The organism is Vibrio sp. Vb1127 (genome assembly GCF_033338735.1).
Lineage (GTDB): Bacteria > Pseudomonadota > Gammaproteobacteria > Enterobacterales > Vibrionaceae > Vibrio > Vibrio alginolyticus.
In genome coordinates this window covers 1-25,507 of sequence record NZ_JAWOTF010000005.1, presented here as the reverse complement: position 1 = coordinate 25,507, position 25,507 = coordinate 1, and the positions used below count along the sequence as shown (strand labels likewise).

Sequence of the window (25,507 nt, the reverse complement as noted above, 5' to 3'; positions counted from 1 at the left end):
ACGTTATCCGCATCGCTTTGGTAAAGAAACATGCATCTAACCACTTAATATTAGGTGTGATTTCCAGTTCGATAGTCATGGATGTGAACGTTGGATAAAAACCAAATTCAGCTAGAAGATGATCTCACTAAGCTTAAAGGCCAAATAAAATCGGCCCCTAAACATACCTTTAATATTGCGCAGCAATATCGTATCCGCGCGGAACAAATTTTATTTGTGGACGGAGAGATCAAAGCCTTACTCATCATGGCGCAATGCTGTTGGTGCCTAATGGATTACCGACAAGGCTTAAAACTCGTCAAAGACGCTTACAGCAAACAAACACAGCTTGAAACCGACGATCATCTCCCGGAAATTCTCCATCTTTTTGCACTCCAATATTGGGGCCAAGCAAAGTATTATTCCGCGCAACAATATTGGATTAATGCGCTCGAACAATCTGCTCTTGTTGATGATGTTGAAATTCAAATCGAATCTCTAATTGGGCTTGGTAATGTATGGCGCATCACTAATGAACACCAACTTGCCGCTTCAACTCATGAGTTAGCCGTTAAAGTGGCAAACAATGTTCGTATTGCTTGGTTAGAAGGCAAAGCGCGCATCCTATTAGCTTGGGACTATTACTTACTAAATAAGTTTGTCGAGATGCTTACGGTACTGGATGGAGCAACCGAAGTATTAAAAGATCATGATGACAGTACGTGGCAAGCCGAGATCTGGGACTTTAAAGGGTTAGCACTGCTTGGACTAGAACGCCTTGATGCGGCCGAAGAAGCCACCCAAAAAGCCCACCAGCTCGCCATTGAGCATGACCTCGTTTGGATGAAAGCACACTCTTTTATTAGCCGAGCAAGACTTGAGCTTTTGCGCCAAAATACAGACAGCGCTGCCAAGTTGCTACTTGCAGCAGAAGAGTCTGCACTCAGTTTCGACCACGGTGAGCTACTCAGCCAAATTTGCTTCCAACAATCACGAGTCGCTGAAGAACAAGGTGACTTTGAGTCTGCGTTTAACGCGTTCAAGAAATACCGTAAGCACGCACTCAAAATGCTCAAAGAACAAAGTCATCGAATCAGCATGGATAAAGCAAGAGGCTCTAAACGCCAACTAGAGCAGCGAGCACGTAAGCTGATCAATCATATTCGCTCTCAACACGAATACGACCCTGAAAAACAGTTCTCTAATGTCGTTTCTGAGACCTACTGGTGGGAACAGTTAGTTTTGTTTAAAACGGAGCTCAAACGCTCTAACCACGCCATCATTATGATTCAGCATTCAAACCCCGAAGTTCTCGATGTTTGTACCGAGCTCGTTCATGCATTGACAACCTCCAGCGACCTCATCTCGAGAATTTCCAGTAACAGGCTAGCAATGTTAATTGCAGAAAAAGGTCAAGCAGCAGAAGAGGTCTACCGCACTGTCCAAGCGATGTTAGACATCTATCCATGGAAGCGACGCGGAATCAAAGGCCCGAAACCGATACTGTATTTGCAAGATATCCTGACCTTCCCATTCACGTTAGAACAGCTCGAAGAAAGTTATATTGAGGTAATGAAGAATGGAACAACTGCTTAGCAAGGTGACTGACGCAGGTATCGATCCTTCTTCCGTTTCAGGTGAAGAAGCGATTACGCTATGGGAACACATAGGGTTACATATTGCGTCAACAAACCGAGAGAAAGCGCATTGCTATATCATTAGCGCCGAGTATCGAAGAGAGATCAAACAGCTCAACGACAGCATTAGTGAATTGAAACAAGCGCTTGAGTTGCTTGTTTTACCAGAGGATGTAGAAGATATTCTTTCTGTGAAAGCAAGCTTGAGTGAGCGTTTAGTTGAAGTAGGTGACTACAATGCGGCATTAACCGAGTATGTTGCTTCAACCAATATCGCCGTCGAGTACGGCTATATTGATGAGTACGTATTGGCCATTATTGGAATGGGTAATTTGTGCGATGCCTATGGGGATCATCAACGTGCATTACGTTATTATCAAAAAATAGATGCTATCGATCACGCTATTGGCAGTCGATCCCTACGCCTTCGTTACAAGCTGTACATGCTTGCCTGTTATATCAGCTTGAACCGTACCGAAGACGCCAAAGAGCTGTTGAGTGAATGTGAAGAACTGAGCATTCTCGTCAGTGATAAAAACCTCGCTGCACAAATTCACCTCTACCGAGCCAAATTACATCGTCTGCAAGAAGACTACCCCAATGCGTTGCTGGCTATTTCGAATGTTCAGTATACAACGGGTAGTGCCACGACATACTGGTTATCCACGATGGTCAAAATTGAGACTGCGTATTGTCTAAACGGTGTAGGGCACACTTCTTTAGCTAATTTAACGTTGGACTCCATCAGTAAAAGGATTCAAAAGCAGCTATCTCCTATCGTTACTCAGCATTTTTATAACGCGATGAGTCAAGTTTACGCCTCTCAAGGGTTGTATCAAGAAGCATTAAATTGTGAAAAAAAAGCGCATAGAATCGAATCTGATCTTGTAAAACATATTCCGATCGGTGAGTTAGGGTCTGCTCAACTACGCCGACTTTCACGCTTTGAGTTACAACTCAAACTCATTTTGTCAGAGCTAGAAAACAAAGAACTAAAAGAAACCACCAAGCAGCATAAAAATACTGTTGCTCAGCTACAGCAGGACGTCTTTACCGATCCACTTACGTCTTTACACAACCGACGCTGGTTAGAAGTTAAACTAAAAGATCTACTTCTGCACGATACTGCATTTGCATTGATGGTCATCGATATCGATCACTTCAAATCCATCAATGACGAACTAAGCCACTTGGTGGGCGACAAAGCGATCAAAAGTGTGTCACAGGAACTGGCGTCCTACTTCAGATTTAAAGGCGCATCGTGCGTACGATTTGGTGGTGAAGAGTTCCTCGTGATCCTTGAGAATACCCAACTGGAACGCGCAGAAATGCATGCCGAGAATTATCGTGAACGGATTTATCAATATGGTTGGGACGATATTCTTGGTGAACGGGGGCTGACCGTATCCATAGGGATTACCTTGCATCGAGAAGGCGAGAATACTCAGCGAACTTTTTATCGTGCAGACAAAGCTCTTTATCGCGCCAAAGCCAATGGCAGAAACCAAGTCTGTACCGAACTTTAAACCATGCCCCCGGTTGATATCTGGGGCTTTAGTATACTTGTTACTTATCCTTCCTATATCACTTCACTGCTTGTTTAAATAAGTACTCAGCAACACCTTAACTGCCAATAAACATCAGTGGATACTTACATCGCATAAACATAATTCCTACATAAAAACCGCTTGATTCATCTGTAGTTAAGACAAATACTTAAATTGTTAATTTACGTAGATTTTCCATTTCGCAATACGCACAGGTAGGTAAGATGTTTCTAGACTATTTTGCACTTGGGTTACTCATCTTCGTTGCTTTAGTGATCTTTTACGGAATCATTGTCATCCATGATATTCCATATGAAATCGCCAAAGAGAGAGAGCACCCGCACCAAGACGCAATTCACTACGCTGGCTGGGTCAGCCTTTTCACTTTGCATGCGCTGTGGCCATTTTTATGGATCTGGGCAACATTATGGCGCAAGGAACGCGGCTGGGGTTTTAAACAACTAGAACAAGAAACACACGACATTCATCACCGCCTTGAAGAACTCATCGATGAAGTCAACGAACTCAAAAACGAAGTATCGATGTTGAAACAACAAAAGATTCAGCAAAAGCCTTTGCCTGAACAAAGTAAAGAGGACGAATAATGGACTTATTGCTGATTCTGACTTACGCCGCTCTTTGTATTACCATTTTTAAAATTTTCAATATTCCTCTAAACAAATGGACCGTTCCAACCGCCGTACTTGGCGGCGTAGTGTTAGTGGGCACACTCGTGCTGCTTATGAACTACAACCACCCATTTACGCAATTGGGTAACCAAGTGTTCCCGACTACGCCTATCGTCTCTGGCGTGCGTGGCCGCGTGGTGGAAGTGCCAGTCCAGGCCAACCAACCGCTCAAAACGGGCGATATTCTTTTCAAAATCGATCCTGTGCCTTTTGAAGCAGAAGTTGCTCGCCTTGAAGCGAAAGTCAAAGAAGCAAGCCAAGGTGCCTTGGGTTTAGAGTCTGATCTAAGAGAAGCAGAAGCTGCTGTATTGAAAGCGCAAGCGGACAGAGATAAAGCACAAAGGGAATTTAGCCGATATCAAAGGGGCTTTGATCGTGGCGCGTTTACTGAACAAGATTTGGATACTCGACGCCAAGCGTATAAAGCGGCAGAAGCCATGTTAGACGTTGCGATTTTGCAACAAGAACAAGCGCAAATCGCTCTGGACTCTGAAATCGGAGGCGAAAATACCCAAGTCGCGCAACTTCTTGCCGAGCTGCGTAAAGCTGAGTTTAACTTAGAGCAAACCGTCGTTCGTGCGCCAACCGATGGTTACGTTACGCAATTGGCTTTACGTCCTGGAGTGATGGCTGTGCCGTTGCCACTTGCCCCGGCAATGACCTTCGTACATACCGAAGACATTACGTACACCGCGGCATTCAGACAGAACTCATTACAACGCTTGAAGCCAGGCTTTGAAGCAGAATTTATGTTCCGCGCAATTCCGGGCAAAGTGTTCCGTGGCGAAGTCATTGACGTGATTCCAGCCATTGGTGAAAGCCAAATCCAAGCGCGAGGCGCTCTGCTTGGGACTGATGCCTTGCGCACGAGCGGACGTGTTTTTGCGAAGCTGAAAATTACCGACGACTTGAGTGGATACCACCTGCCAATGGGTACTGCGGTTGAAGTTGCAGTTTATTCAGACAGCTTTACTCACGTATCAGTGATGCGCAAAGTTCTTATTCGTATGAAGAGCTGGCAGAACTATTTATACCTCGACCATTAATGAACATATAGCGCATTCATTTATCGGTAAAAATAACATCAAACCGTGTAATCAGGGGCTGACGATCAGCCCCTGATTCATTCTAGCCATCCAGATAGATAGCATTCCCACTTTTATTAATATTCTGTATAATGCGCGCCTTATTTTTAATGCTTGCTAAAACCAAAGCCAGTCAAAGGGATGCGTGAATCAAATCACACATTTCCTGAAGAAAAATAGAGCAAACAATAAGCAGCTTGGTTGTTTTGAATATATGTTACACAATCAAATAACTAACGCTTTCCAACAATATAAATGAACGTTCTTTAAAATCGACTATTGAACTGAGGTTATCTATGAATCTTTCCGCTAAAACTGTTGTGGTTATTGCAATCGGTGCTGCTCTTTACGGTATCGGCGGCTTACCTATGTTTGGCATCCCTGTGTTTGCAAACACAACGCTAAAACCAGCAATGGCAGTATTAGCATTGTTCTCAGTACTATTTGGACCACTTGTTGGCTTCTTGGTTGGTTTTATTGGTCACTGGGTTACTGACCTATTTGCAGGTTGGGGCGTATGGCTCACTTGGGTACTTGGTTCAGGTATTGTTGGTTTGATTATCGGTCTATTCCCTTCTCTAACGCGCTACCGTTTGGAGAAAGGTGATTTCAATATGAAAGACTTCGTGTTATTCGTAGTACTTGCGCTATTAGGCAACGTATTTGGTTACGGTTGCTCTGCATTCCTCGACACGATTTTATACGCAGAACCGTTCACTAAAGTGTTTACCCAGCTTTCTATTATCGCGATCGGTAACACCATTCTTATTGCTATTGTTGGCTTCTTCATTCTTAAGTCTGTCGCTAAACGTAACAAGCAAAGCCGTAACTTAACAGAGGCTTAATGTCGAATGACAATCGAATTTTCTAACTTCTCTTTTAGATATGAGTCGCTGGACAAACCGACGCTAAAAAATATCAATCTAAGGATAGAGAAAGGAGAGAAAATCGTCATTATCGGTCCAAGTGGTAGTGGTAAATCTACCCTTGGGCAATGTCTTAACGGACTGATCCCACACGCAATCAAAGGGGAAACCAGTGGAACATTGACCATCAATGGTCAAGACACCGCCCCTTTCGACATGCACCAATACACTGAGCAAGTTGGCACCGTACTGCAAGATACGGACAGCCAATTTGTCGGCTTGAGCATTGGCGAAGACATCGCATTTGCGCTGGAAAACCAGCTAACTTCAAATATCGACATGTACCCATTGGTCAAAGCCACGGCCAAAATGGTCGACTTGGAACAGATGCTAGAACGCTCACCCCACGATTTATCTGGCGGGCAGAAACAGCGTGTTTCTTTGGCGGGCATTCTCGTCGATGATGTCGATATCCTTTTGTTTGATGAACCACTAGCTGCGCTTGACCCTAAAACGGGTAAAAAAACCATCGAGATCATCGATGATCTACACCGCGAAACGGGCAAAACCATCGTAATCATTGAGCATCGTCTTGAAGACGTTCTGCATTGCTCAGTTGACCGTATTATCTTGATGGAAAGCGGCAAAATCATTGCCGATACAACGCCAGATGAAATTTTAGCGTCGCCTTTGCTAGAAGATTACGGCATCCGCGAACCGCTTTATATTTCAGCACTGAAAGAAGCAGGCTGCGCGATTGAGGGCGATGCAAAACCTTCTAGCTTAACTACCTTACCGTTGGAGCAATATAAACCGGCAGTACAAGCATGGTTTGATGGTTCAACAGCACAACCGCCCAAAACGCCAGCCGAGACTTTGCTTGAAGTCCGTGGCCTCACCTATTCTTACGACGGTGAGAAAAACGCGTTAGAAGACGTGAGTTTTGACATCAAGCGTGGCGAGTTTGTCTCTGTACTTGGCAAAAATGGCTCGGGTAAATCGACCATCACCAAACTGATTATGGGCGTTATTGAAGCGGATAGCGGCTCAATGAGTATGAATGGTCAAGATCTTAACGAACTGACCATCTTCGAGCGCAGCCAGAAAGTGGGCGTGGTGATGCAAAACCCGAATCACATGATTTCCCATCACATGATTTTCGACGAAGTGGCCTTCGGCCTCCGTAATCGTGGCGTTGAAGAGAAACAAATCGAAGCTAAAGTACTTGAAGTCCTTGAGCTGTGCGGTTTGAGCAAATACCGCCACTGGCCAATCGAAGCATTGAGCTACGGCCAGAAAAAGCGCGTAACCATTGCGTCAATTTTGGTATTGGAACCAGAGCTTCTGATCCTTGATGAACCGACGGCAGGTCAGGACTATCGAAACTACACGTCTATGCTGAGTTTCATCGAAAAGCTCAATCGCGAGTTGGGCGTAACCGTGATGATCATCTCTCATGACATGCATTTAGTGCTGGAATACACCACGCGCTCTATCGTGATTGCAGACAGTAAATTAGTCGCGGATGCACCAATGACGCAGGTATTCAGCAGTCCAGAGCTACTAGACCAAGCAAACCTCACCACAACAAGTCTGTTTGAGTTGGCTACGAAAGTTGGCATCGAAGACACCAATGGCTTTATGCAGCACTTTATCAATGTAGAAAAAGCGCACCGCCAACAAAAAAGCGACGACGTAAACCAACTAGAGAAAGCGGTGGCATGAAAGACAATAAGATGAAGTTTGGTATCAACTACATCGATACCCAATCACCACTTCATAAGTTGAATGGCATTACTAAGTTCTTGCTTTTCATTGCTTGGGTAACGGTGGTGTTGACCACATTTGACTTGCGAATCATCGCACTGTTGATCGTGCTTGGTTTAGGCTTACTGAAAATGACCAAAGTGCCCTTTCATGTCTACAAACCGCTGTTATTCGGTACAGGCACGGTATTACTGATCAATGCCCTGTTTATGTTCGCGTTAGCACCGCAACAAGGTACTGAATTCATGGGCTCATCAACGGTTTTACTCTCGTTACCCGGTAATTACTCGCTCACTCAAGAGACGTTGTTTTACCTAGTAACAGTGACGTTGAAATACTTCAGCATGTTTCCAATCGCGTTGGTGTTTGTATTTACCACTCACCCGACGGAGTTTTCAGCCAGCTTGAACCGCTTGGGTGTACCTTACAAAATCGCCTATGCCGTAAGCTTAACGCTGCGCTACTTGCCGGAAGTGAAAAAGGACTTTGTTAACATCATGCACGCGCAACAAGCACGCGGAGTAGAACTGAGCAAGAAGGCTCCGTTGTTCAATCGTATGAAGAACGTCGCGAAGATTCTTGGACCTCTGATTTTCTCTAGTTTAGACAGAGCCGATCAAATCTCAAACGCGATGACGCTACGTGGTTTTGGCCGCCACTCCTCTCGCACTTGGTACAGCTTAAAACCACTGACCAAAGCCGATATGATCTGCATGGCTGGGATTGCGGTGATAGTGATTGCTGCGATCAGCAAGCGTGTGATGGACACACAACTGTTCTGGTATCCGTTTTAAATTCTGAAGCTTCAAACTGAACATAACGTGGTTAGTGTTGTGACCACGTTATCTTCCGTCTTTCCCCTCGATAACTCGCCTGTTGGCTTCTTGCTTGCAAGTATTCAAAAGAAGCGGTAATTTCAGCGGCTCGCTGATGTGCCAGAAAGTTGCTTATTCAAACGACCAACATGAACTAAACTCATCAGTTTTATCAGGGGCTTAATGATCAACTGCGCACTGCCTACAATGAAAAGCCAAGTACCACTTTCAATCAACGAATCATTCAAAAAGAAAAAGCTACCAATTAAAAACCAAATAGCAATGAGTAGGTCGTTTGCAGCACCTAACGCCTCATAGCGGCGCTGAATAACGATGTGACGGCTTCCTAGATCTAAATCCAACTCTCTGCCATGTATCTGCACTGTATAGCTCCCCTCTTATTGTTTCGCGTCAGTTATGCCCAAGTTATTTCGAAATACTTAGTTCTAAACCCTAACGGACGTGGCATGCATTGACAACCATTGGAGGGATTATCTATTTGCAATAAAAAGAAAAGGGCGCATAAGCACCCTTTTTAGCGAGTCTAATTACAGGTATTCGCTTTAATGATTAGATAATGAGTACCAACTTAACTCCACTTCAACAAGCGAGTTTCGTTGCCTTCTTCCGGCTTCGCTGGAATATTGAGTGACAACAGCAAGCTCACTGCTGCCATACCAGCGCCGATGTAAAATACGCTAGCAGGTGAAACCAGCCAAATCACACCAAACGTAACAGGTATTACAACCGCCGCAATATGGTTAATCGTAAACGCAACGCCCGCGGTCGACGCCATATCTGCTGGGTCGGCAATTTTCTGGAAGTAGGTTTTAATCGCAAGCGCTAACGCGAAAAATAGATGATCGACAACATACAATGCTGCCGCCCACTCAGCCGTTTGCACCAAACCGTACCCGACAAACACGAAGATCAAACCGACGTATTCAAACATCAACGCTTTGCGCTCACCTACAACGCCGATAAAACGGCCTATTCGCTTCGCAAACAAGAAGTTAAAGACATAGTTAATCAGGAACAGCAACGTAATATCTGCGGCGGAGTAACCAAACTTTTCTACCATCAAGAAACCAGCGAACACCGTAAAAATTTGACGGCGTGCTCCACTCATAAACGTAAGCGCATAGTATAACCAGTAACGTTTACGCAGGATGAGCTTCTTGTTCTGAGGCACTTTTGTCTTAAATTGTGGGAAGGCAAATGCCATCACCAAAATGAGCACAAAACCTAAACCACCAGCCATTAAATAGACCGTTTTAAAATCAAGTTTGAGCTGTTCGAGCGAAACCCAAATGGCGCCGTAGGTAAACAGAGAAGCCAAAGCTCCAACAGAAATAAACTTACCCAGCATTTCTGGCGCTTCTTCTTTAGATAGCCATTGTAAAGACAAAGACTGCTTGAGTGTTTCAAAGTAATGGAAGCCGGTGGACATTAACAAGGTTGTAAAAAGTAGACCGTACAAAGTGGGAAAATAACCTGTTAATGCCGTACCAAGCGTAAGCATCGCCAAAGATACGAGCATAAAGCGTTGCTCTCGGATAAACAGCAATACAAACACGGCGGTAAAGGCCAAAAAACCCGGAATTTCGCGCACACTTTGCAATAGGCCTATGTCGGCACCATCAAAGTTTGCTTTCTCTATAACAAAGTTGTTCAACAACGCCATCCAGGTAGAAAAAGCAATGGGCACGATAATGGAAATTAACAGGAGGAAATTTTGCGGCGTTCTCCAGCCGTGCGATAAGGTAGTCATGATGTTTCCTTTAAATATGAAGGCATCATCATAGCTTTAAATGTAACAAATTCGCAATATCATTATTATTTTCAACCCAGAGCAAGCTGATATGGCTGAGGAATATTGTTATGAAGATAAACATCGCACTCAATTCCTTGGCTAAGCGCGATGTTCAAGTATCAAGAGAACTAAAGCATGAGTAAATGTGCTCAGTGGCTTAATCAATGACTTTTACTGATAGGCGATTTTTAAATTCAAACACATGTTCTGGACACACATCCAAACAACGGCCACAGCTAATGCAGTTTTGATCCATAACTCGACGATCTCCCTCTTTCAAAGGCTGCCGAAGCACTTCTGGTTCTGGGCAAACGTAAAAGCAATCCATGCATTTGGTGCAATCTTCGCGCCGAACAGCAGTAACGCGCAACAGGCTTTTTCGGCCTATCACGCCATAGGTAGCCCCCAGTGGACATAAGTGCCCACACCACCCATGCTCAACCAAGAGTAAATCCAACACAAACACTAGGGCGATTAGCACCCAACCTGCGCCCATACCAAACACCAACCCGCGATGCAGTGCCGCAACTGGATCTAACCATGTCCAAAGAATCGCGCCAGATAGCGCACTGCCCAACATCAAAACAGGGATCAGCCAATAACGAATCACGGGAGACCAACGATAGCTCGCTTTAATGTTGAACTTTCGACGCAACCACGCCGCCAAGTCTGTCACGATGTTCAACGGGCACACCCAAGCACAAAATGCGCGCGGCGCCAAAATCGCGTAAAACACCACGACAATCACTACGCCTAACAACGCATTAAACTCCGGAACATGCCCTGTCGCCAAAGCTTGAAGCACGATTAACGGGTCACTTAACGGCACGGTATCGAGCAACATACTTGATGACAGATTACCAGTTAGAATTCCCAGCGTCGGCCCAGCCATAAATAGCGCAATGATGGTGAACTGACATAGCCGACGTAAAATCAAAAACCGATGCGCGCGCCACCAACCAAGCTTTTCAAGCGCTTCTTTGCCAGCATTTTGAGCTAAATTCTTTGCCATTACTTACCTCCTTTTAGCGATTCAAGCGCACCTTCCGGCACAGGCGTCTCACTAGGGAGGATATTTTCGAGTGGTTTGTCGAGCTCTTTCCAACCAAAATTGTAGTGGCTGCCCACTTTGCCTTTCGCCAAATCCGTCGGGACGACTTTAATAGCAGCGACATCCAACACGCACGCTTGTTCACACTTACCACATCCGGTACACACTTCGGAATTCACTGTAGGGATAAGTTTGGCGTGATAGCCAGTTCGATCGTTGTGAACCATCTCTAACGTGATGGCTTCATCAATCAGCGGACAAACGCGATAACAAACGTCGCATCGTAACCCTTGCCAGTTAAGGCAAGTTTCATGGTCAATAAGAACCGCTGTACCCATTCGAGCATCATCAATATCGGTTAGTTTCGGATCCAGCGCCCCACTCGGACAAGCGACAACACAAGGAATGTCTTCGCACATTTCGCAGGGAATATCGCGTGCAGTAAAGTAAGGTGAGCCAGTCGCGACGGGTGAAAGTAATGTCGCAAGTTTCAAGGTATCGTAAGGACATGCCTGAACACACAAGCCACATCGAATACAAGCTGATTCGAAATCGCCTTCCGGCAGTGCACCAGGCGGACGAATAGGCACACCTTTGGTTTCTCGAGCTTGGCTTTGTAGCGATTGTAAGCCCAATACACACGCAGCTGCGCCAACACCAGCCGCAGTTCGAGCTGTATCACGCAAAAATCGGCGCCGACTTTGCGATATTTTAGACTGAGAGGATTTCATGCTATTTCCTCAACAAAACTCCCTTATCAAGTTAAGCATAAATAGCCCTAAACGTGTCGTTTCCCTATACCTCATAGGAGGTAACCCCATCCTCTATTGATTCAAGTCAACTGACGCACAGTGCCGTCGTCACAGTTTGACTAAATGCGTTTATTTACTGCGACATGAAATTCACCACGATACTCTGCAGTACGCGCCATTCTCAGTACAATAATTCAACACCTTTGCAATCTGCTCGCTCAATTCGATGATAAATCACTACTAAAAATTCAAAAAATGACATCATAACAAGCTAATTTAAAAGGCATTTATCCATTAAACATAAAAAAACACTATCCAAATAAGAAAACTGTGGTTAGATTAAAAATTAAAACTAAAAAGCGAAGGAGAGAGGCATGGAAATTATCGTACGTCCAACGACCGTCGAAGACGCAGCGGCACTCGTAGAAATCTATTCACAACCAAAAGCACAACGTGAAACCCTGCAACTCCCAAAGCCTTCGCTCGCGATGTGGGTGGAAAGGTTGTCAAACATACCTGATGGTGTTTATAGCTATGTCGCTGAAATTGATGGTAAAGTCGTCGGAAATATTGGCTTTCACCACTCTCTACGTCCAAGAACGATGCACACGGCATCGTTTGGCATCGGAGTACATGATAGTTTCCATGGACTCGGTATTGGTAGCAAATTGATAGAAACAGTCACTGAACTAGCAGATAACTGGTTAAATGTGAGAAGAATTCAGATAGAGGTCAATGCCGATAACGACGCCGCCATTGGGCTTTATAAAAAGCATGGATTTCAAATTGAAGGTGAAGCGATTGACGGTTCCTTCCGTGATGGTGAATTCATCAATACCTATTACATGGCGCGCATCAGACCAGGCCAAAGATAAAACAAAGCCTCCTACTAATTGGAGGCTTTTCTTTTTAAACTTCGACTCACTTTCGTAAGTAAGCCAACGCTCTGCGAGTCAATGCTTCTGTGTAGGGATTGATCTTCCAGTGGTCGGGACTCCAACCTTTCACAAATCGCTGAAAGTCTGCCCAAGCCACAGCAAACAAAGGACGCCATTCACGCTCGACTTCATTAGGGTCAAGATTCGGTTGATAGCCCATTAGCGCGTGTTGCAACTGAGCAAAATACGTATCCAAAACCCAAACTTCCATCTCTGCACAACGTTCTGGCTTAACGGCACTACTCATAAACAGTGCCACATCTTTCATGGCACACCCACATCCAACGTATTGAAAGTCAACCGCAGCAACGTTTGATTCTTCTTCATCAAAACAGAAGTTCGCCAATTTGGCATCACCGTGTACTAGTGTTTTAAACTTAGCTTGCGAAAGCGTTTGATCAATCAATTGAGCCGCATTTTGTAGCTCAGTGTCTTGCAATGCTTCAAGCTCGTCGGGTCTGGTTGCTAAGTGCCAGTATGTACCGATATGCCACAACTTATCAGAACGAACATTGATGTATCGCGCATGAAAGTTCGCCAACCAAGTGAGGCAGGCTTGTAGATGCTTTAGCTGTGCATCTGTGATGACTTTTGGAAAGCCCACCTCGGCGAGATCTTCCATCACAATGAGCCATTCATTCTCCGATTGGAACGTTTTTAGACCTTGTGGTACTCGGCAGCGAGTATCCACCTCTCCGGAAAAATACTCATACCAATTCACTTCCACCTGATAAGAGTGCAACTTTCTTTGATGAGAACGGTCCGTATTCCAGCCTCTAGGATGCTCTGAAGGCTTAGGGAGTTTTACATGCTTAATGATCACCGAACGAGTAGAATAAGTAACTCGGACTAACTCCCCATAGCCTCCCCATAGCGATTGTATGACTTCTACAGAGCGGTAATTACCGAGATTGAGTTCCTGGCCAATATTTTGGTAGCATTGGTGGTTGTTACTCATCATGCGATCAGATGTGACCACGTTTGGTTCTTCTCCATATAGTGAATAACATATGGGCAAACTGGTTTGATTTGATAACCGAGTGACTCAATTTCTGGCAACACCGCTTCCATCATCACTTTTCCGTACCCCTTACCTCGCAGTGCTTCAGGAACAACCGTTGATGTAATGTGCATGACATCACCCTTAAGCTGATAAATCACCTTGGCTTTATAACCCTGCTCTAAATCAACCCAGAATGTACTATTCGTGGTCTCATGAGTTACTTTATGCATATCTTGCTCTCTAATTTTTGTTACAGATTGATTGAATCAAACTATATCACTGAATAAAATCGATACCATGCGAGAGTGCTGCTTCGCCTCACGCGATTACCTTCTTACATCAGGTACGACAATTATAATGAGAAATATGAGCCCAATTGCCAGAGACGGCAAGCTACCTCTGCAAAGCAAGAAGGCACCAGAACGTCAGGCAAGTACATTAAATAGCACCGATGCAATGGCAATGGTCGAACATGGCAGTGAAGTGAGCTTAAACGTCACCACCCCCGTTGGTACAAAGTTTATTACAACCAGCACATTTGTTGGCTGTCACTCAAATAATACTGCATTGATAGAGGTTCCGAACATCTCCGATGAAGACTTGAAGTTCTATTTTCAAGAAGGCTTTTGGATCAATGTAAAAGCCTACTCTCATCGAGGTGAAGGGGCCGTTATCCCATTTCGGGCCCAATTACAGCATCGACTAGGCGATCCGTACCCAATTTTGGTGCTAGACCTACCCAACACTATGCAGGTCTTTCAGCTTCGCAAAGAAGTGCGTTACGAAGTAAATTTGAGAGCGCGTGTTTGTTTAGAAGCCTATCGAACTGAATGCGAAATAAGAGATTTATCTCGTAGTGGCTGTCGTTTTGTAACATCACCAATGAGCCGGCCACTTCAGGTTGGTGACCACGTTTCATTGGATCTAACGATGCCCGGAGAAAGTCGTATGCTAGCGCCGTTGCGAGGTCGTATTTGTAATTTACAAAAATCAACGCACTATGCTCGCTACGGAATGGAGTTTGATGAGGTTGGTAAAAACAACGCTAAAAACCTCCTCAGTCACCTCAAATTTGATGGTACTAAGCTCACACTAAAAAGATAGATTTGATAACCCCTATCGCTTATCAAGAAGCTTTGAAGTGCTAGAAAACAAGAAACCCCTTACTTTTCAGTAAGGGGTTTTATTTACTAAGAATAAGGCAGTATCTTAGATAAGAGTCATGACTTAGAAGTCGTAACGTAGACCTAGCGCTAGCTCATCTTTTTCAGCCGCGCCTTCGTTATCCATTAGATCGAAGTTGTATGATGCGTAGCCACGGAAGTTAGGCTTGAAGTAGTAAGTTACATCAACAGCTAGGTTTTCTACAGTATCTGCGTCTTCTAGTTCACCTTTGTTGAACGTAGAAGTGAATACAGTTTGACCCATAGTGTAAGCAGCGGCTAGTTCGTAGCCTTTGTAATCAAAAGTCTTACCTGCAACATCCATATCCGCGCCAGTGTAGTTACCAGCGAAGTAGAAGTCACCTACAGAGTATGCAGCTACCAGCATGAACTCATCGCTGTCGTTTTGATCTGCGTAACCAGCACCTAGTTCAAAACCAGTGTTAGCAAACGCGTAAACACCAGATAGAGAGAAGCCATCTTCCTCGTTGTCTGTAAAGCCTTGTGCATCTGTTGTGCGATCAGCAAAACGGTAGCTAGCGCGTACAGCTAGTTGCTCGAATTGGCCTTTGTAAGACAGCATGTTATCTGTACGGTCAGAAACAGGCAGTTTAAGTGCTGCTGTGTTACCGTGGTAAGCCATAATGTCAGTAAAGTCAGTAAGAACCACTAGTGCGCCGTCGTTTTTACCGTAAGTTACTTCACCGTATTTGCCACCCAGACCTGCATAAGCGTAACGAGTTTCAAGATCACTATTGTTATCTACGGCACCTTCTTCTTTTGTTTTGAACTCACCTTCCCAAAAACCAACGCCGTATAGGTTTTCATTGATTTCCTGTTTGCCTAGGAAGTTAAGACGGATGCGAGTACGGTCTTCTGCCTTACCATCCATCATAGAAAGACGCGCTTCAGCGCGGCCGCCCATCTCAAGAGAAGTGCCATCTTGGTTGTATAGTTCTGAAGCGACAACTTGAGATCCTGATGCCATTAGCGCCACTGCTACAGCTAAAGTTTTTAATTTCATTGTTATTTTCCATATCATTGTTTTATATGTATTTTCTCACCAGAAAAACAGGACTTTTCTGTACCAACGAGAAAACTGGCGGCATAGTAGCAGCTGTTATTTTTCACGCAACGTGTTGAATAAACAGCGCTTATAGAAGAAAACACCACTTAAAATGACGATATGAATACCTCTCAACCATCAAGTTATCGGTTGAGTTAAAAAAAATGTTCGCGTCAAAAAAAAATTGACGAAAAAAATGTAAAAACAATATCACAAAACGTGATATTGCCCGCAAAAAATCTTGTTAACTAACTGTTTTAGATAGACTTATTGATAATAAATCCGATTATTACAAACAAAAAAAATCCCTGAGCATTCACTCAGGGATTTAGAGATTTGATAAGTAGATGATGAATTAAAGCTTAAAGAAACTTAATTGCTCTTTCTGCTTCTCTGCAAGTAATGAAAGCTCAGTACTCGCACTTGCACTCTGGCTGATGCCCGCTACGTTTTGGTTTACAAGCTCCGACATGTTAACCACGTTGCGATTGATATCTTGAGTAACTTGAGACTGCTCTTCGGCTGCGGTTGCTACTTGCGTGTTTGAATCGTTGATGTTGGCGACTGACTCGGTAATTCCAACCAACGCTTCATTCGCTTGTTGCGTCAGCTCGTTGTTGCGGCTAAGCATATCAAGGCTGACTTGCATACTGTCATTCGCAAGCCCAGACTGCGCTTGAAGCTCTTCAATGATCGTTTGGATCTCTTGTGTCGAGTCTTGAGTACGCGCTGCTAGCATGCGTACTTCATCAGCTACTACCGCAAAACCACGACCAGACTCACCAGCTCGCGCCGCTTCAATCGCAGCATTCAATGCTAGCAAGTTGGTCTGCTCAGATACGCCGCGAATCACTTCAATAACATCGTTGATCTGTACAGATTGCTCTTTTAGACGCAAAACAACTTGCGCTGCATCGTTCAATGCTTGAGACATTTGCGCACTTGCTTCCGCACTTTCTTGGAAGATAGCCAAACCTGATTGAGCAAGTCCATCAGCTTCACGCGCGGTTGCGTCAGCAGAGGTCGCGTTATCACTCACATTATTCGCAGTGCTTGCAAGCTCGTTAACCGCAGATGCAACTTGCTCGATCTCCGCCAACTCTTGTTGAGCGTTCGCTTCCGCTTGCGTCATTACCGCAGCTAATTCGGTCGATGCAGATGCAACTTCCTCACTAATACGGGTTAACTGGTCCACAGTGTTGTATAACTGCTCTGCGGTTTGGTTTACATCTTTGCTCAGCTTAGAGATCTCATTGTCCCCATCGACATCTGCACGTACTGATAGATTACCCATTGCTAACTGACGCATCACTTCTTGCAGCTTTTGGATTGGTGTAACAATCATGCCAGATAGGAACCAAGCGCCTATCAATGAGAAAGCAAATACCGCTAAAACCGTCAACATAGCGTTATTTTGCACACGTTCATTTTGCTGATGACTTCTGATAGTAGATTGTTCAGCTTGCTCGTTTACATGCTTTGATAGTGTGTTAATTTGTTGGACCATTTCTCGGCCAACATTGCGATACTCTTTGACAAATGCACGGTACTCGCTATCCGATTTCAAACCTTGATCGTATTGGTTGAAGAAAGCAACTGAGCGCTCTGAATATCGCACATAGGATTCAATTGCTTGGCGAACTTTAACGGCATCGTCACGGAATAGGTTTCGGGCTTCAATTGCGCTTAAATCGGCATCAACTTGCTTTAAGCCTTCTTTCAATTCGGTTAGAAAATTCTCACGACGAGAAGCATCGTAAATAGCGTAAACCGCGCTTATGCGCAGAGGGTAAATTTGGTCGTCAATACTCGCCAATGTGTCTTTGTGAAAAACCAAAGATTCTTGGTTGGAAGCAATAACATCTTGCTCTGCTTGAAGGTTGTTTTTAGTAATCCAAAGAGCAATAAACAAAACAATCGCGGTAAATAATACCGGAACCAAAATTTGCGTTCGTACTGACAAATTTTTCAGTGATAACTGCATGACAGGGCCTCAGTTGTATGCGTGATGTCTATATCCAAACAAACTCGAGCAGTGCTTATAACAACGTTACTTTTCGGCAGTTTGAATATCTATGCTTCCTTGCGACGGGATAAATCCCAGACGAATAAACAAGTGGCGAATATTAGAGGTCGATCACACTTTTGTCTAGTACAAAAACTCTCCATTTTCAATCTGTTATTGACAATATCCCGACAGTAGCGTCGGGATATTGTCGTTATGATAAATTATGATCACTTATGATGAGATACATTCACATTTAGGACGGTTTCAGCCTATTTTCTCAACGAATTGAGCTTAGCTTGAGCAAGGCCAAAAATGGTATCGATTGGATAAGAACCTTCATCAGTTGGCTCACCAGCAACTTTCCCCGTAAACAATTCGATAGCTTCAGTAACATGGCCAATCGCCCAAATATTAAACTCACCTTTTTCGACTGCTTTCACGATGTCGGAACGAAGCATTAGATTGTGAACATTAGAGCGCGGAATAATGACCCCCTGCCCGTCATGACGACCTTTAATTACACACACATCATAAAAGCCTTCGATCTTTTCGTTTACGCCACCAATAGGCTGAGCTTGACCAAATTGATTCATCGACCCTGTTATCGCAATGTCTTGTCGGTTTGGTTGCTTTGAAAAAGCAGACACAACCGCACATAACTCAGCCATGCTGGCACTATCACCATCAACACCACCATAAGATTGCTCAAAGGTAATGGTGGTCGTTAATGGCACTCGTGCCGTTTTACCAAATACGGAAGATAAGTAGGCAGACAAAATCATCACACCCTTAGAGTGAATACTGCCACCCAAATCCACGCTGCGCTCGATATCGATAACATCCCCATCACCGTAACACGTCGTCGCTGTGATGCGATTCGGTGCACCAAACATGTAGTCACTAGTGCTCAATACCGAAAGTGCGTTGACTTGGCCTACGGCTTCTCCTTCGGTGCGAATCAGCGTTGTGCCGTTAATAAAGGTTTCCATTACGTTATCGCGTAATCGGCTTACTCGCATTTCTTGGTTATTGAGCGCCTCTTCAACATGCCCAATACGAATCATGTTGGAGTTGGCTTGACGAGCTACGTAGTTCGACTCTCGAAGCAAGTTGGCGATATTAGCCGAATGTAGAGATAGCTTGGATTGGTCGCCAGACAAACGTGAGCTGTATTCGATGATTCGAGCAATGGCTTTGCGATCGCAATGCAGCATATTGTTGTCATGCACCACGCTAGAGATAAAGCGCGCGTAATGCAGCTCAGACTCCGGCGTACGTTTCATTTCGTCTTCGAAATCTGCCGTCACGCGGAACAACTCGCTGAACTCTGGATCGTAATGTTGGAGTAATTGGTAAGTTCGGTAATCACCAAATAAGATGATTTTGATATCAAGCGGAATCGGTTCAGGATCGAGTGATACCGCCCCCGTCAATGTGACTTCTTTTTCTAGAGACGTAAAACTCAATTGACGAGCACGCAATGCGCGCTTCAAACCATCCCAAACGTAAGGCTGTTCAAGTACTTTCTGAGCATCCATTAATAGAACGCCGCCATTCGCCTTATGCAAGCTCCCTGCGCGAATCAGCGAGAAGTCGGTAAACACCGTTCCCTTGAAAGTGGCAGTCTCAATCGACCCGAAGAGTGAATGATAGTTGGGGTTTTCTTCAACAACGATAGGAAATTCGCTGCTTTTACGGCTTACCAAGACGTTCACTTTATAACGACGTGGCAATTTTTTATCCAAGGATGCCGTCGCAATTTCGCCTTGCTCGCCACTTTGGTCAAGGAAGATATCTGCGTTTTCAACAATATCTTTTTGCAGCTCAGTTAAGTAGGTTTTGATTTCGGAATATTGCGCGTAATCCACTTTGAGTTTTTTGATGAAGTGAGTAATCACATCAAGTGTCACTTCATCATTGAGCTTTTTGATTTTATCGCTGTATGTCTCTTCCCACTCCGTAAGCTCACGAACCATCGAGCGCAATCTCACTTCGAGTTCATCAATAGCATCGCTGAATTGCTCTTGTTCTTTTTTGCTTAGTACATCAAAAGACTCTTCCGTATGAAGCTCATCACCGTTCATGGCGACAAACTGATAATCCCCCTGCGTAGTCAGTGTTAGGCTGATGCCCTTTTCTTTTGCCTCTCGACTAATACGATCCAGCTCGTTTTGTTGCTTAGCTGCCAATTGATTTTTTAATCGCTCAGCGCGGCTAAAGTACATTTCATTGTCGAATGCTAGGGGTAAAGCATTCAATAATTTGCCCATTAAAGCTTCAATATCAACACGTAGCTTATTTCCGATACCACAAGGCAACTTTAATACCTTTGGTGTACGGGTATCCTCAAAGTTCGCAACGTAACACCAATCAAACAGGGCTGCTGCATCGTGCTGGTGACGATTCAGATAGCGCAAGATCATGGTGCGTTTACCTAGCCCATTCTGACCAATGGCGTAGATGTTATACCCTTTCTCTTTGATGGACATCGCAAACTCGACCGCTTTTTGCGCGCGCTCTTGGCCCACGATTTCATCAATTGGAGGTAACTCCTTGGTCGACTTACATGGCATATTCTCTAGATCTGCTACAGAATATAGCTGCTTAGCTTCCAATCTTAGTATTGCCATATCCACTTCCTTTTTTCTTATTTTCGTTATTTGAGTGTAGAGATTATTTGCTTAATTTTAAGTGATTTACCTTCCACCCTAGATTGATTGGACATTTTATGAACACATAAGTGATATTAACACGCACTTGCAATTGATAATCAATTTCATTTAATATCTAAACAAATCAAATGTTGTGGAGATGGATATGAATATTGAGCAATGCTGGATGCGCTACTTAAAAGCGGAGCAACTGATGGAACAAGGCCATTGGCCAGAAGCTCATCGTTTATATGACGACGTGCTCAACAATCTACCCAACCACATTCATTTAGCGCTAGAAAATGCACAAACTAAACCTTGCCAGTTTGTATGTCTCATTACGGGGCTTAGAGATGCCAGCGTGACGCAATCAGAGATTCTCAACAAACTCGGCTTACAACATGATGCGTTCTCAATACTCAATCAAACTTACGCGCTATTTCAATTTTTGCAGCTAGAGAGCCATGAACTGATTGAGCGCGTAGGTCACCTACTTGGTCAACAGAGCGAAGACTTGTTAGCTCACATGGCGGCATTTTGCTCTGCCCAACGTAATGCTCAATGGATGATAGAACTCGAGCACGTAACGCGCGCGCATGAGCAGTTCTTACATTTGCAAGCAATGAGTTCGGCAAAATCTTCGCCTTCTCACCTGTATAATTAATCTAAAGCTCAAGCATTGAGGCCAGCTAGGTTTATGTTGTCCATTGCTTGAGTATCATTTGCTTTATCAACCACAAGGATCTGTGATGTCTTCTAAAACCATTCTTTCGGTGAACAACCTATCAGTCAGCTTTACGACAAACGATGGGATCGTCGATGCAGTAAAGAATGTTAGCTTCGATTTAAAAGCAGGCGAGACGCTGTCCATCGTTGGCGAATCTGGCTCTGGCAAGTCAGTATCAACCAATGCACTGATGAAACTACTGCCAGACAACGCTATTTTGCATGAAAGCTCATCCATCATGTTTGAGGGTAGCTCCATCTTGGATAAAACAGAGCGTGAAATGCAAAGTATTCGCGGTGATCGCATTGGCATGATTTTTCAAGAGCCGATGACCTCACTAAACCCGTACATGCGGGTGGGTATCCAAGTCGCTGAGGCCATCATGTGTCACCGCCCGGTCGACAGACGAACAGCAAAAGCAAACGTGTTAGAGCTGTTTGAATTGGTTCATATGCCAAACCCAGAAAAAGCGTACAACAAGTACCCACACGAATTTTCTGGTGGTCAATTGCAACGCATCATGATTGCGATGGCACTGATTAACGAGCCCGATATTTTGATCGCCGACGAACCTACAACAGCGTTGGATGTCACGGTTCAAGCAGAAGTGTTGCACCTGATTAAAGAAATTCAGGCTCAGATGGGCATGGCAATCCTATTTATTACTCATGACTTAGGCGTCGTAAAACACTTTGCAGATCGTGTCATTGTGATGTGTAAAGGAGAAGTCGTCGAAGAAGGCGAAACGCAAACACTCTTCGAGGACCCAAAGCACGAATACACACGTATGCTAATCAACTCGATTCCTAAAGGCAGTAAGGAGCCTATTAGCGAAAGTGCTACACAGCTTTTAAAGGCCGACGATATACGAGTCAAATTCTTGGTAAAGTCGCATTTTATTGCGAGCAAGAATGAGTACTTCGAAGCGGTAAAAGGCATTTCTCTTGAGCTTAAACAAGGAGAGACCCTCGGGATCGTTGGGGAGTCCGGTTCAGGTAAGTCTACACTCGGCCGAGCTTTGATAGGTCTACTGCCCTCAACTGGCAAAATAGAATATAAAGGCCAAGATATGGCCTTGCTGACAAACAAAGAACGTTTTGAGCTGAAAAAAGACGTTCAGATGGTATTCCAAGACCCTTATGGTTCGCTTTCTCCTCGTATGACTATCGGCGAGATCATCACAGAAGGATTAACTGTCCACCAACCAATGTTGAGTAAAAAAGAACGTATGCAGAAAGCGCGCGACGTGCTCCGTGAGGTCCGCTTAGATCCCGCGTCCATCAACCGTTATCCGCACGAGTTTTCAGGAGGCCAGCGTCAGCGTATTGCTATCGCGCGAGCACTGATCCTTGAACCTTCGTTTATTCTGCTTGATGAGCCAACCTCTGCATTAGACCGCTCGGTGCAACTGACAGTGATTGACCTTCTGAAAGATTTGCAGAAAAAACACAATATTGGCTACTTGTTTATTAGCCACGATCTATCAGTAGTTAAAGCACTCTCTGATCGTGTTCTAGTCATGCAAAAGGGCGAGGTCATGGAACAAGGTACGGCCGAAAAGGTTTTCCAAAACCCTAAAAATGACTACACGAAAAAACTGATAGATGCCTCATTTGATCTTGAAAACAGTGAAAATCAGCACAATGCGGCTTAGGTTCATCACAGTTTCATATTCATAAACTAGGATTAAGAAAAGGTGATAAATTCATCTTGTCTTAAGAATGGCGTAGCTGCCTTTCGGTTTGGCCGCCGAGACTGGTTGGTTCAAGAGTCAGACTTAGTCAACCTGGCTCAAATACTGGCAAACAGTATGAATTGAGTTCCCCCAACCATGAAAAATGCCGCGACACTGTCGCGGCATTTTTTTATTCTCAGAAGCTTCGAACAACTAGGGCATTAAATCGACTCAATACCCATATTATGTAACGTAAATGCATACACGTCTGTGGTGAGGTCAATTTGCTTACTCAGCGGCATTCCTGCACCATGACCTGCATTGACATCAATGCGTATTAATACTGGATTAGCGCCTTGCTGTTTGTCTTGCAGCTCCGCAATAAATTTGTACGAATGTGCTGGCACAACTCGGTCGTCGTGATCAGCAGTTGTCACCAAGGTAGCAGGATATTGCACGCCTTCTTTTACATTGTGAACAGGAGAGTAACCAAGCAAGTATTGGAACATCGCTTCACTTTGCTCCGACGTGCCATAGTCATACTTCCAGCCTTCTCCAGAAGTAAACGTGTGATAACGCAGCATATCAAGCACGCCAACCGCAGGCAGCGCGACTTTGAATAGTTCAGGGCGTTGCGTCATACACGCTCCAACTAACAAACCACCATTAGAACCACCGCGAATCGCTAGGCGATCCGAGCTAGTGTAGTCGTTTTCAATCAGGTATTCCGCCGCCGCAATAAAGTCATCAAACACGTTTTGCTTTTGCTGCTGAGTGCCTGCGTTGTGCCAGGCTTTACCGTATTCACCGCCGCCTCGCATGTTGGCGACAGCGTATATACCACCCAACTCTAGCCAGTTGGCTACATTGCCAGAAAACATTGGAGTAAGGCTGATGTTAAAACCGCCGTAACCATACAACATGGTTGGTGCTCTACCATCAAGTGCAACGCCCTTCTTGTATGAAATGATCATCGGAACTTGCGTGCCGTCTTTTGAGGTGTAAAACACCTGTTTTGATTCATACTCATTACGATCGAACGGTGCCTTTGATTCCTGAAACAGTGTCGATCCACCAGATTCGACATCAAATGAGAAGATCGTCGGAGGCGTCACGTAGTTAGTGAATGTGTAATAAAGTGTGGTTTCTTCTTTTTTACCCGCCAGACCATAAGCCGTGCCTTCTCCCGGCAATTGTACATCTCGAATCCACTCACCTTGGTAGTTAAACTGCTGCACTTTAGAAAGCACATCTACCATATAAGTCGCAAACAGATAACCGCCACCTTTGCTGATTTCTAACGGCTGTTCTTGTTCAGCAATCACGTCAGCCCATTGTTCTGTCTGAGTGTTGTAGCTGACAACTTTGCCATTCGGCGCGTCTAGGTTGGTGTAAAGCAGCAAGGTTGCGTCTTGGCTATCAATTAAGTAGGTGTCGCCTTGCGTTGTATCGCGCAGCGTCACAATTGCTTGGGAGTCAGACTGTAAATCGATATAAAACAGACGATTACCCGATGTAGATTCTGCGCCAGAAATAATGAGGAAGCTATCATCTGTCGTCGTCGTACCAGACACATAACGATGAACTTGCGTATCCAACTCACCAAAAATCACTTCATCTTCAGATTGAGGGGTACCAAGTTCATGATAATAAAGCTTGTGATGCTCAGTTCGAGCAGACAACTCACTGCCTTGCGGCTTATCGTAGCTTGAGTAATAGAAGCCTTTGCTGCCCAGCCAAGAAATCGACGTAAACTTCGCATCAACAATCTCAGGCTCTAACTGTTCTTTGGTTTCCGTATCAATGACAAAGATCTTACGCCAATCACTGCCCCCTTCCGAGATGGAATACGCGACCAAACGGTAGTCTTTAGAGAAGCTGACTTCGCCAAGAGAGGTCGTGCCCTCTTCGGAGAAAGTATTTGGATCAAGGAAAACCTCGGCTTCTCCCTCGCCTTTACGTCGATACAATACGCTTTGGTTTTGCAAACCGTCGTTTTTGTAGAAGTAGGTGTAGTCACCACGTACAAATGGCTGGGAATATTTTTCGTAGTTTTGACTGTTCGCCACTAAGTCACGGATTTGTTGGCGGTACGGTATCTGACCAAGGAAATCGAAGGTGACCGAATTTTGACCCGAAGCCCATTGAGCGGTTTCTTCACTGCGATCATCTTCTAACCAGCGATAAGGGTCGGCAATGTCGTGACCAAAATAAGTGTCCACGACAGAATCTTTACGTGTTTTTGGGTAATGCATAACGTCCGTGTTACTCCGTT

Annotated in this window: 21 protein-coding genes; 11 read left to right on the top strand and 10 right to left on the bottom strand. The window is 44.5% G+C overall.

Annotation, left to right across the window (positions count from 1 at the left end; all coding sequences use genetic code 11):
• Positions 1–90 precede the first annotated feature (90 nt).
• From R7H07_RS09265 to R7H07_RS09235, 7 genes are all read left to right on the top strand, one after another.
• Positions 91–1,575, top strand: a complete 1,485-nt coding sequence (locus R7H07_RS09265; RefSeq protein ID WP_206959045.1) for a hypothetical protein — start codon at positions 91–93, stop codon at positions 1,573–1,575.
• Positions 1,559–3,142 carry a GGDEF domain-containing protein gene (locus R7H07_RS09260; RefSeq protein ID WP_206959046.1) on the top strand — a complete coding sequence of 528 codons (1,584 nt, stop codon included), beginning with the start codon at positions 1,559–1,561 and terminating at the stop codon, positions 3,140–3,142. The genes R7H07_RS09265 and R7H07_RS09260 overlap by 17 nt, the downstream gene beginning before the upstream one ends.
• A 245-nt stretch (positions 3,143–3,387) precedes the next feature.
• Positions 3,388–3,768 carry a DUF3302 domain-containing protein gene (locus R7H07_RS09255; RefSeq protein WP_005375135.1) on the top strand — a complete coding sequence of 127 codons (381 nt, stop codon included), beginning with the start codon at positions 3,388–3,390 and terminating at the stop codon, positions 3,766–3,768.
• Positions 3,768–4,898: an HlyD family secretion protein gene (locus R7H07_RS09250; protein WP_206959047.1), complete on the top strand. Its 1,131-nt coding sequence runs from the start codon at positions 3,768–3,770 to the stop codon at positions 4,896–4,898. Before R7H07_RS09255 ends, R7H07_RS09250 begins: the two co-directional genes overlap by 1 nt.
• A gap of 335 nt (positions 4,899–5,233) precedes the next feature.
• Positions 5,234–5,782 carry an ECF-type riboflavin transporter substrate-binding protein gene (locus R7H07_RS09245; RefSeq protein WP_006741939.1) on the top strand — a complete coding sequence of 183 codons (549 nt, stop codon included), beginning with the start codon at positions 5,234–5,236 and terminating at the stop codon, positions 5,780–5,782.
• A gap of 6 nt (positions 5,783–5,788) precedes the next feature.
• On the top strand, positions 5,789–7,528 hold the full coding sequence (locus R7H07_RS09240) for an ABC transporter ATP-binding protein (RefSeq protein ID WP_047104520.1): 1,740 nt from the start codon (positions 5,789–5,791) through the stop codon (positions 7,526–7,528).
• Positions 7,525–8,364: an energy-coupling factor transporter transmembrane component T family protein gene (locus R7H07_RS09235; protein WP_005383942.1), complete on the top strand. Its 840-nt coding sequence runs from the start codon at positions 7,525–7,527 to the stop codon at positions 8,362–8,364. The genes R7H07_RS09240 and R7H07_RS09235 overlap by 4 nt, the downstream gene beginning before the upstream one ends.
• A gap of 122 nt (positions 8,365–8,486) precedes the next feature.
• Here the strand turns inward: R7H07_RS09235 and R7H07_RS09230 are convergent, their stop codons facing one another.
• The 4 genes from R7H07_RS09230 to napG all read right to left on the bottom strand — a co-directional run bounded on the left by R7H07_RS09230 (position 8,487) and on the right by napG (position 11,980).
• Complete coding sequence (locus R7H07_RS09230; protein ID WP_025768568.1) at positions 8,487–8,768, bottom strand: YrhK family protein; 282 nt, start codon at positions 8,766–8,768, stop codon at positions 8,487–8,489.
• 206 nt (positions 8,769–8,974) lie between these two features.
• Positions 8,975–10,156 (bottom strand): MFS transporter, encoded by a 1,182-nt coding sequence (locus tag R7H07_RS09225; RefSeq protein WP_206959048.1) that lies wholly within the window; start codon positions 10,154–10,156, stop codon positions 8,975–8,977.
• 199 nt (positions 10,157–10,355) lie between these two features.
• Positions 10,356–11,210, bottom strand: a complete 855-nt coding sequence (gene napH, locus R7H07_RS09220; RefSeq protein ID WP_170894191.1) for a quinol dehydrogenase ferredoxin subunit NapH — start codon at positions 11,208–11,210, stop codon at positions 10,356–10,358.
• Positions 11,210–11,980, bottom strand: a complete 771-nt coding sequence (gene napG, locus R7H07_RS09215) for a ferredoxin-type protein NapG (RefSeq protein ID WP_064376387.1) — start codon at positions 11,978–11,980, stop codon at positions 11,210–11,212. Before napG ends, napH begins: the two co-directional genes overlap by 1 nt.
• A gap of 395 nt (positions 11,981–12,375) precedes the next feature.
• Between napG and R7H07_RS09210 the strand changes: the two genes are divergently transcribed.
• Positions 12,376–12,876 (top strand): GNAT family N-acetyltransferase, encoded by a 501-nt coding sequence (locus R7H07_RS09210; protein WP_017820512.1) that lies wholly within the window; start codon positions 12,376–12,378, stop codon positions 12,874–12,876.
• 46 nt (positions 12,877–12,922) lie between these two features.
• On the opposite strand, the gene R7H07_RS09205 is transcribed toward R7H07_RS09210, so the two are convergent.
• Complete coding sequence (locus R7H07_RS09205) at positions 12,923–13,900, bottom strand: phosphotransferase (RefSeq protein WP_176311648.1); 978 nt, start codon at positions 13,898–13,900, stop codon at positions 12,923–12,925.
• The gene (locus tag R7H07_RS09200) at positions 13,897–14,172 is read right to left on the bottom strand and encodes a GNAT family N-acetyltransferase (RefSeq protein ID WP_206958266.1); all 276 of its coding nucleotides are present in this window, start codon (positions 14,170–14,172) and stop codon (positions 13,897–13,899) included. Before R7H07_RS09200 ends, R7H07_RS09205 begins: the two co-directional genes overlap by 4 nt.
• Before the next feature lie 127 nt (positions 14,173–14,299).
• Here R7H07_RS09200 and R7H07_RS09195 point away from each other — a divergent pair, with 127 nt between their 5' ends.
• Positions 14,300–15,046 carry a flagellar brake protein gene (locus R7H07_RS09195; protein ID WP_042521645.1) on the top strand — a complete coding sequence of 249 codons (747 nt, stop codon included), beginning with the start codon at positions 14,300–14,302 and terminating at the stop codon, positions 15,044–15,046.
• Between the two features lie 123 nt (positions 15,047–15,169).
• Here R7H07_RS09195 and R7H07_RS09190 read toward each other — a convergent pair whose 3' ends face one another.
• The 3 genes from R7H07_RS09190 to R7H07_RS09180 form a co-directional block, all read right to left on the bottom strand.
• A complete protein-coding gene (locus tag R7H07_RS09190; RefSeq protein WP_064354918.1) occupies positions 15,170–16,129 on the bottom strand; it encodes a porin in 960 nt (319 codons plus the stop codon).
• 397 nt (positions 16,130–16,526) lie between these two features.
• Positions 16,527–18,155, bottom strand: a complete 1,629-nt coding sequence (locus tag R7H07_RS09185) for a methyl-accepting chemotaxis protein (RefSeq protein WP_005375120.1) — start codon at positions 18,153–18,155, stop codon at positions 16,527–16,529.
• Between the two features lie 293 nt (positions 18,156–18,448).
• Complete coding sequence (locus R7H07_RS09180) at positions 18,449–20,809, bottom strand: Lon protease family protein (RefSeq protein ID WP_042521651.1); 2,361 nt, start codon at positions 20,807–20,809, stop codon at positions 18,449–18,451.
• A 187-nt stretch (positions 20,810–20,996) separates the two neighbouring features.
• On the opposite strand from R7H07_RS09180, the gene R7H07_RS09175 reads away from it, so the two are divergent.
• Entirely contained in the window at positions 20,997–21,494 is a 498-nt protein-coding gene (locus R7H07_RS09175) for a hypothetical protein (RefSeq protein WP_005375116.1), read from the top strand.
• An 85-nt stretch (positions 21,495–21,579) separates the two neighbouring features.
• Complete coding sequence (locus tag R7H07_RS09170; protein WP_206959050.1) at positions 21,580–23,211, top strand: ABC transporter ATP-binding protein; 1,632 nt, start codon at positions 21,580–21,582, stop codon at positions 23,209–23,211.
• Between the two features lie 242 nt (positions 23,212–23,453).
• Here the strand turns inward: R7H07_RS09170 and R7H07_RS09165 are convergent, their stop codons facing one another.
• A complete protein-coding gene (locus R7H07_RS09165) occupies positions 23,454–25,487 on the bottom strand; it encodes a prolyl oligopeptidase family serine peptidase (protein ID WP_065275476.1) in 2,034 nt (677 codons plus the stop codon).
• Positions 25,488–25,507 lie beyond the last annotated feature (20 nt).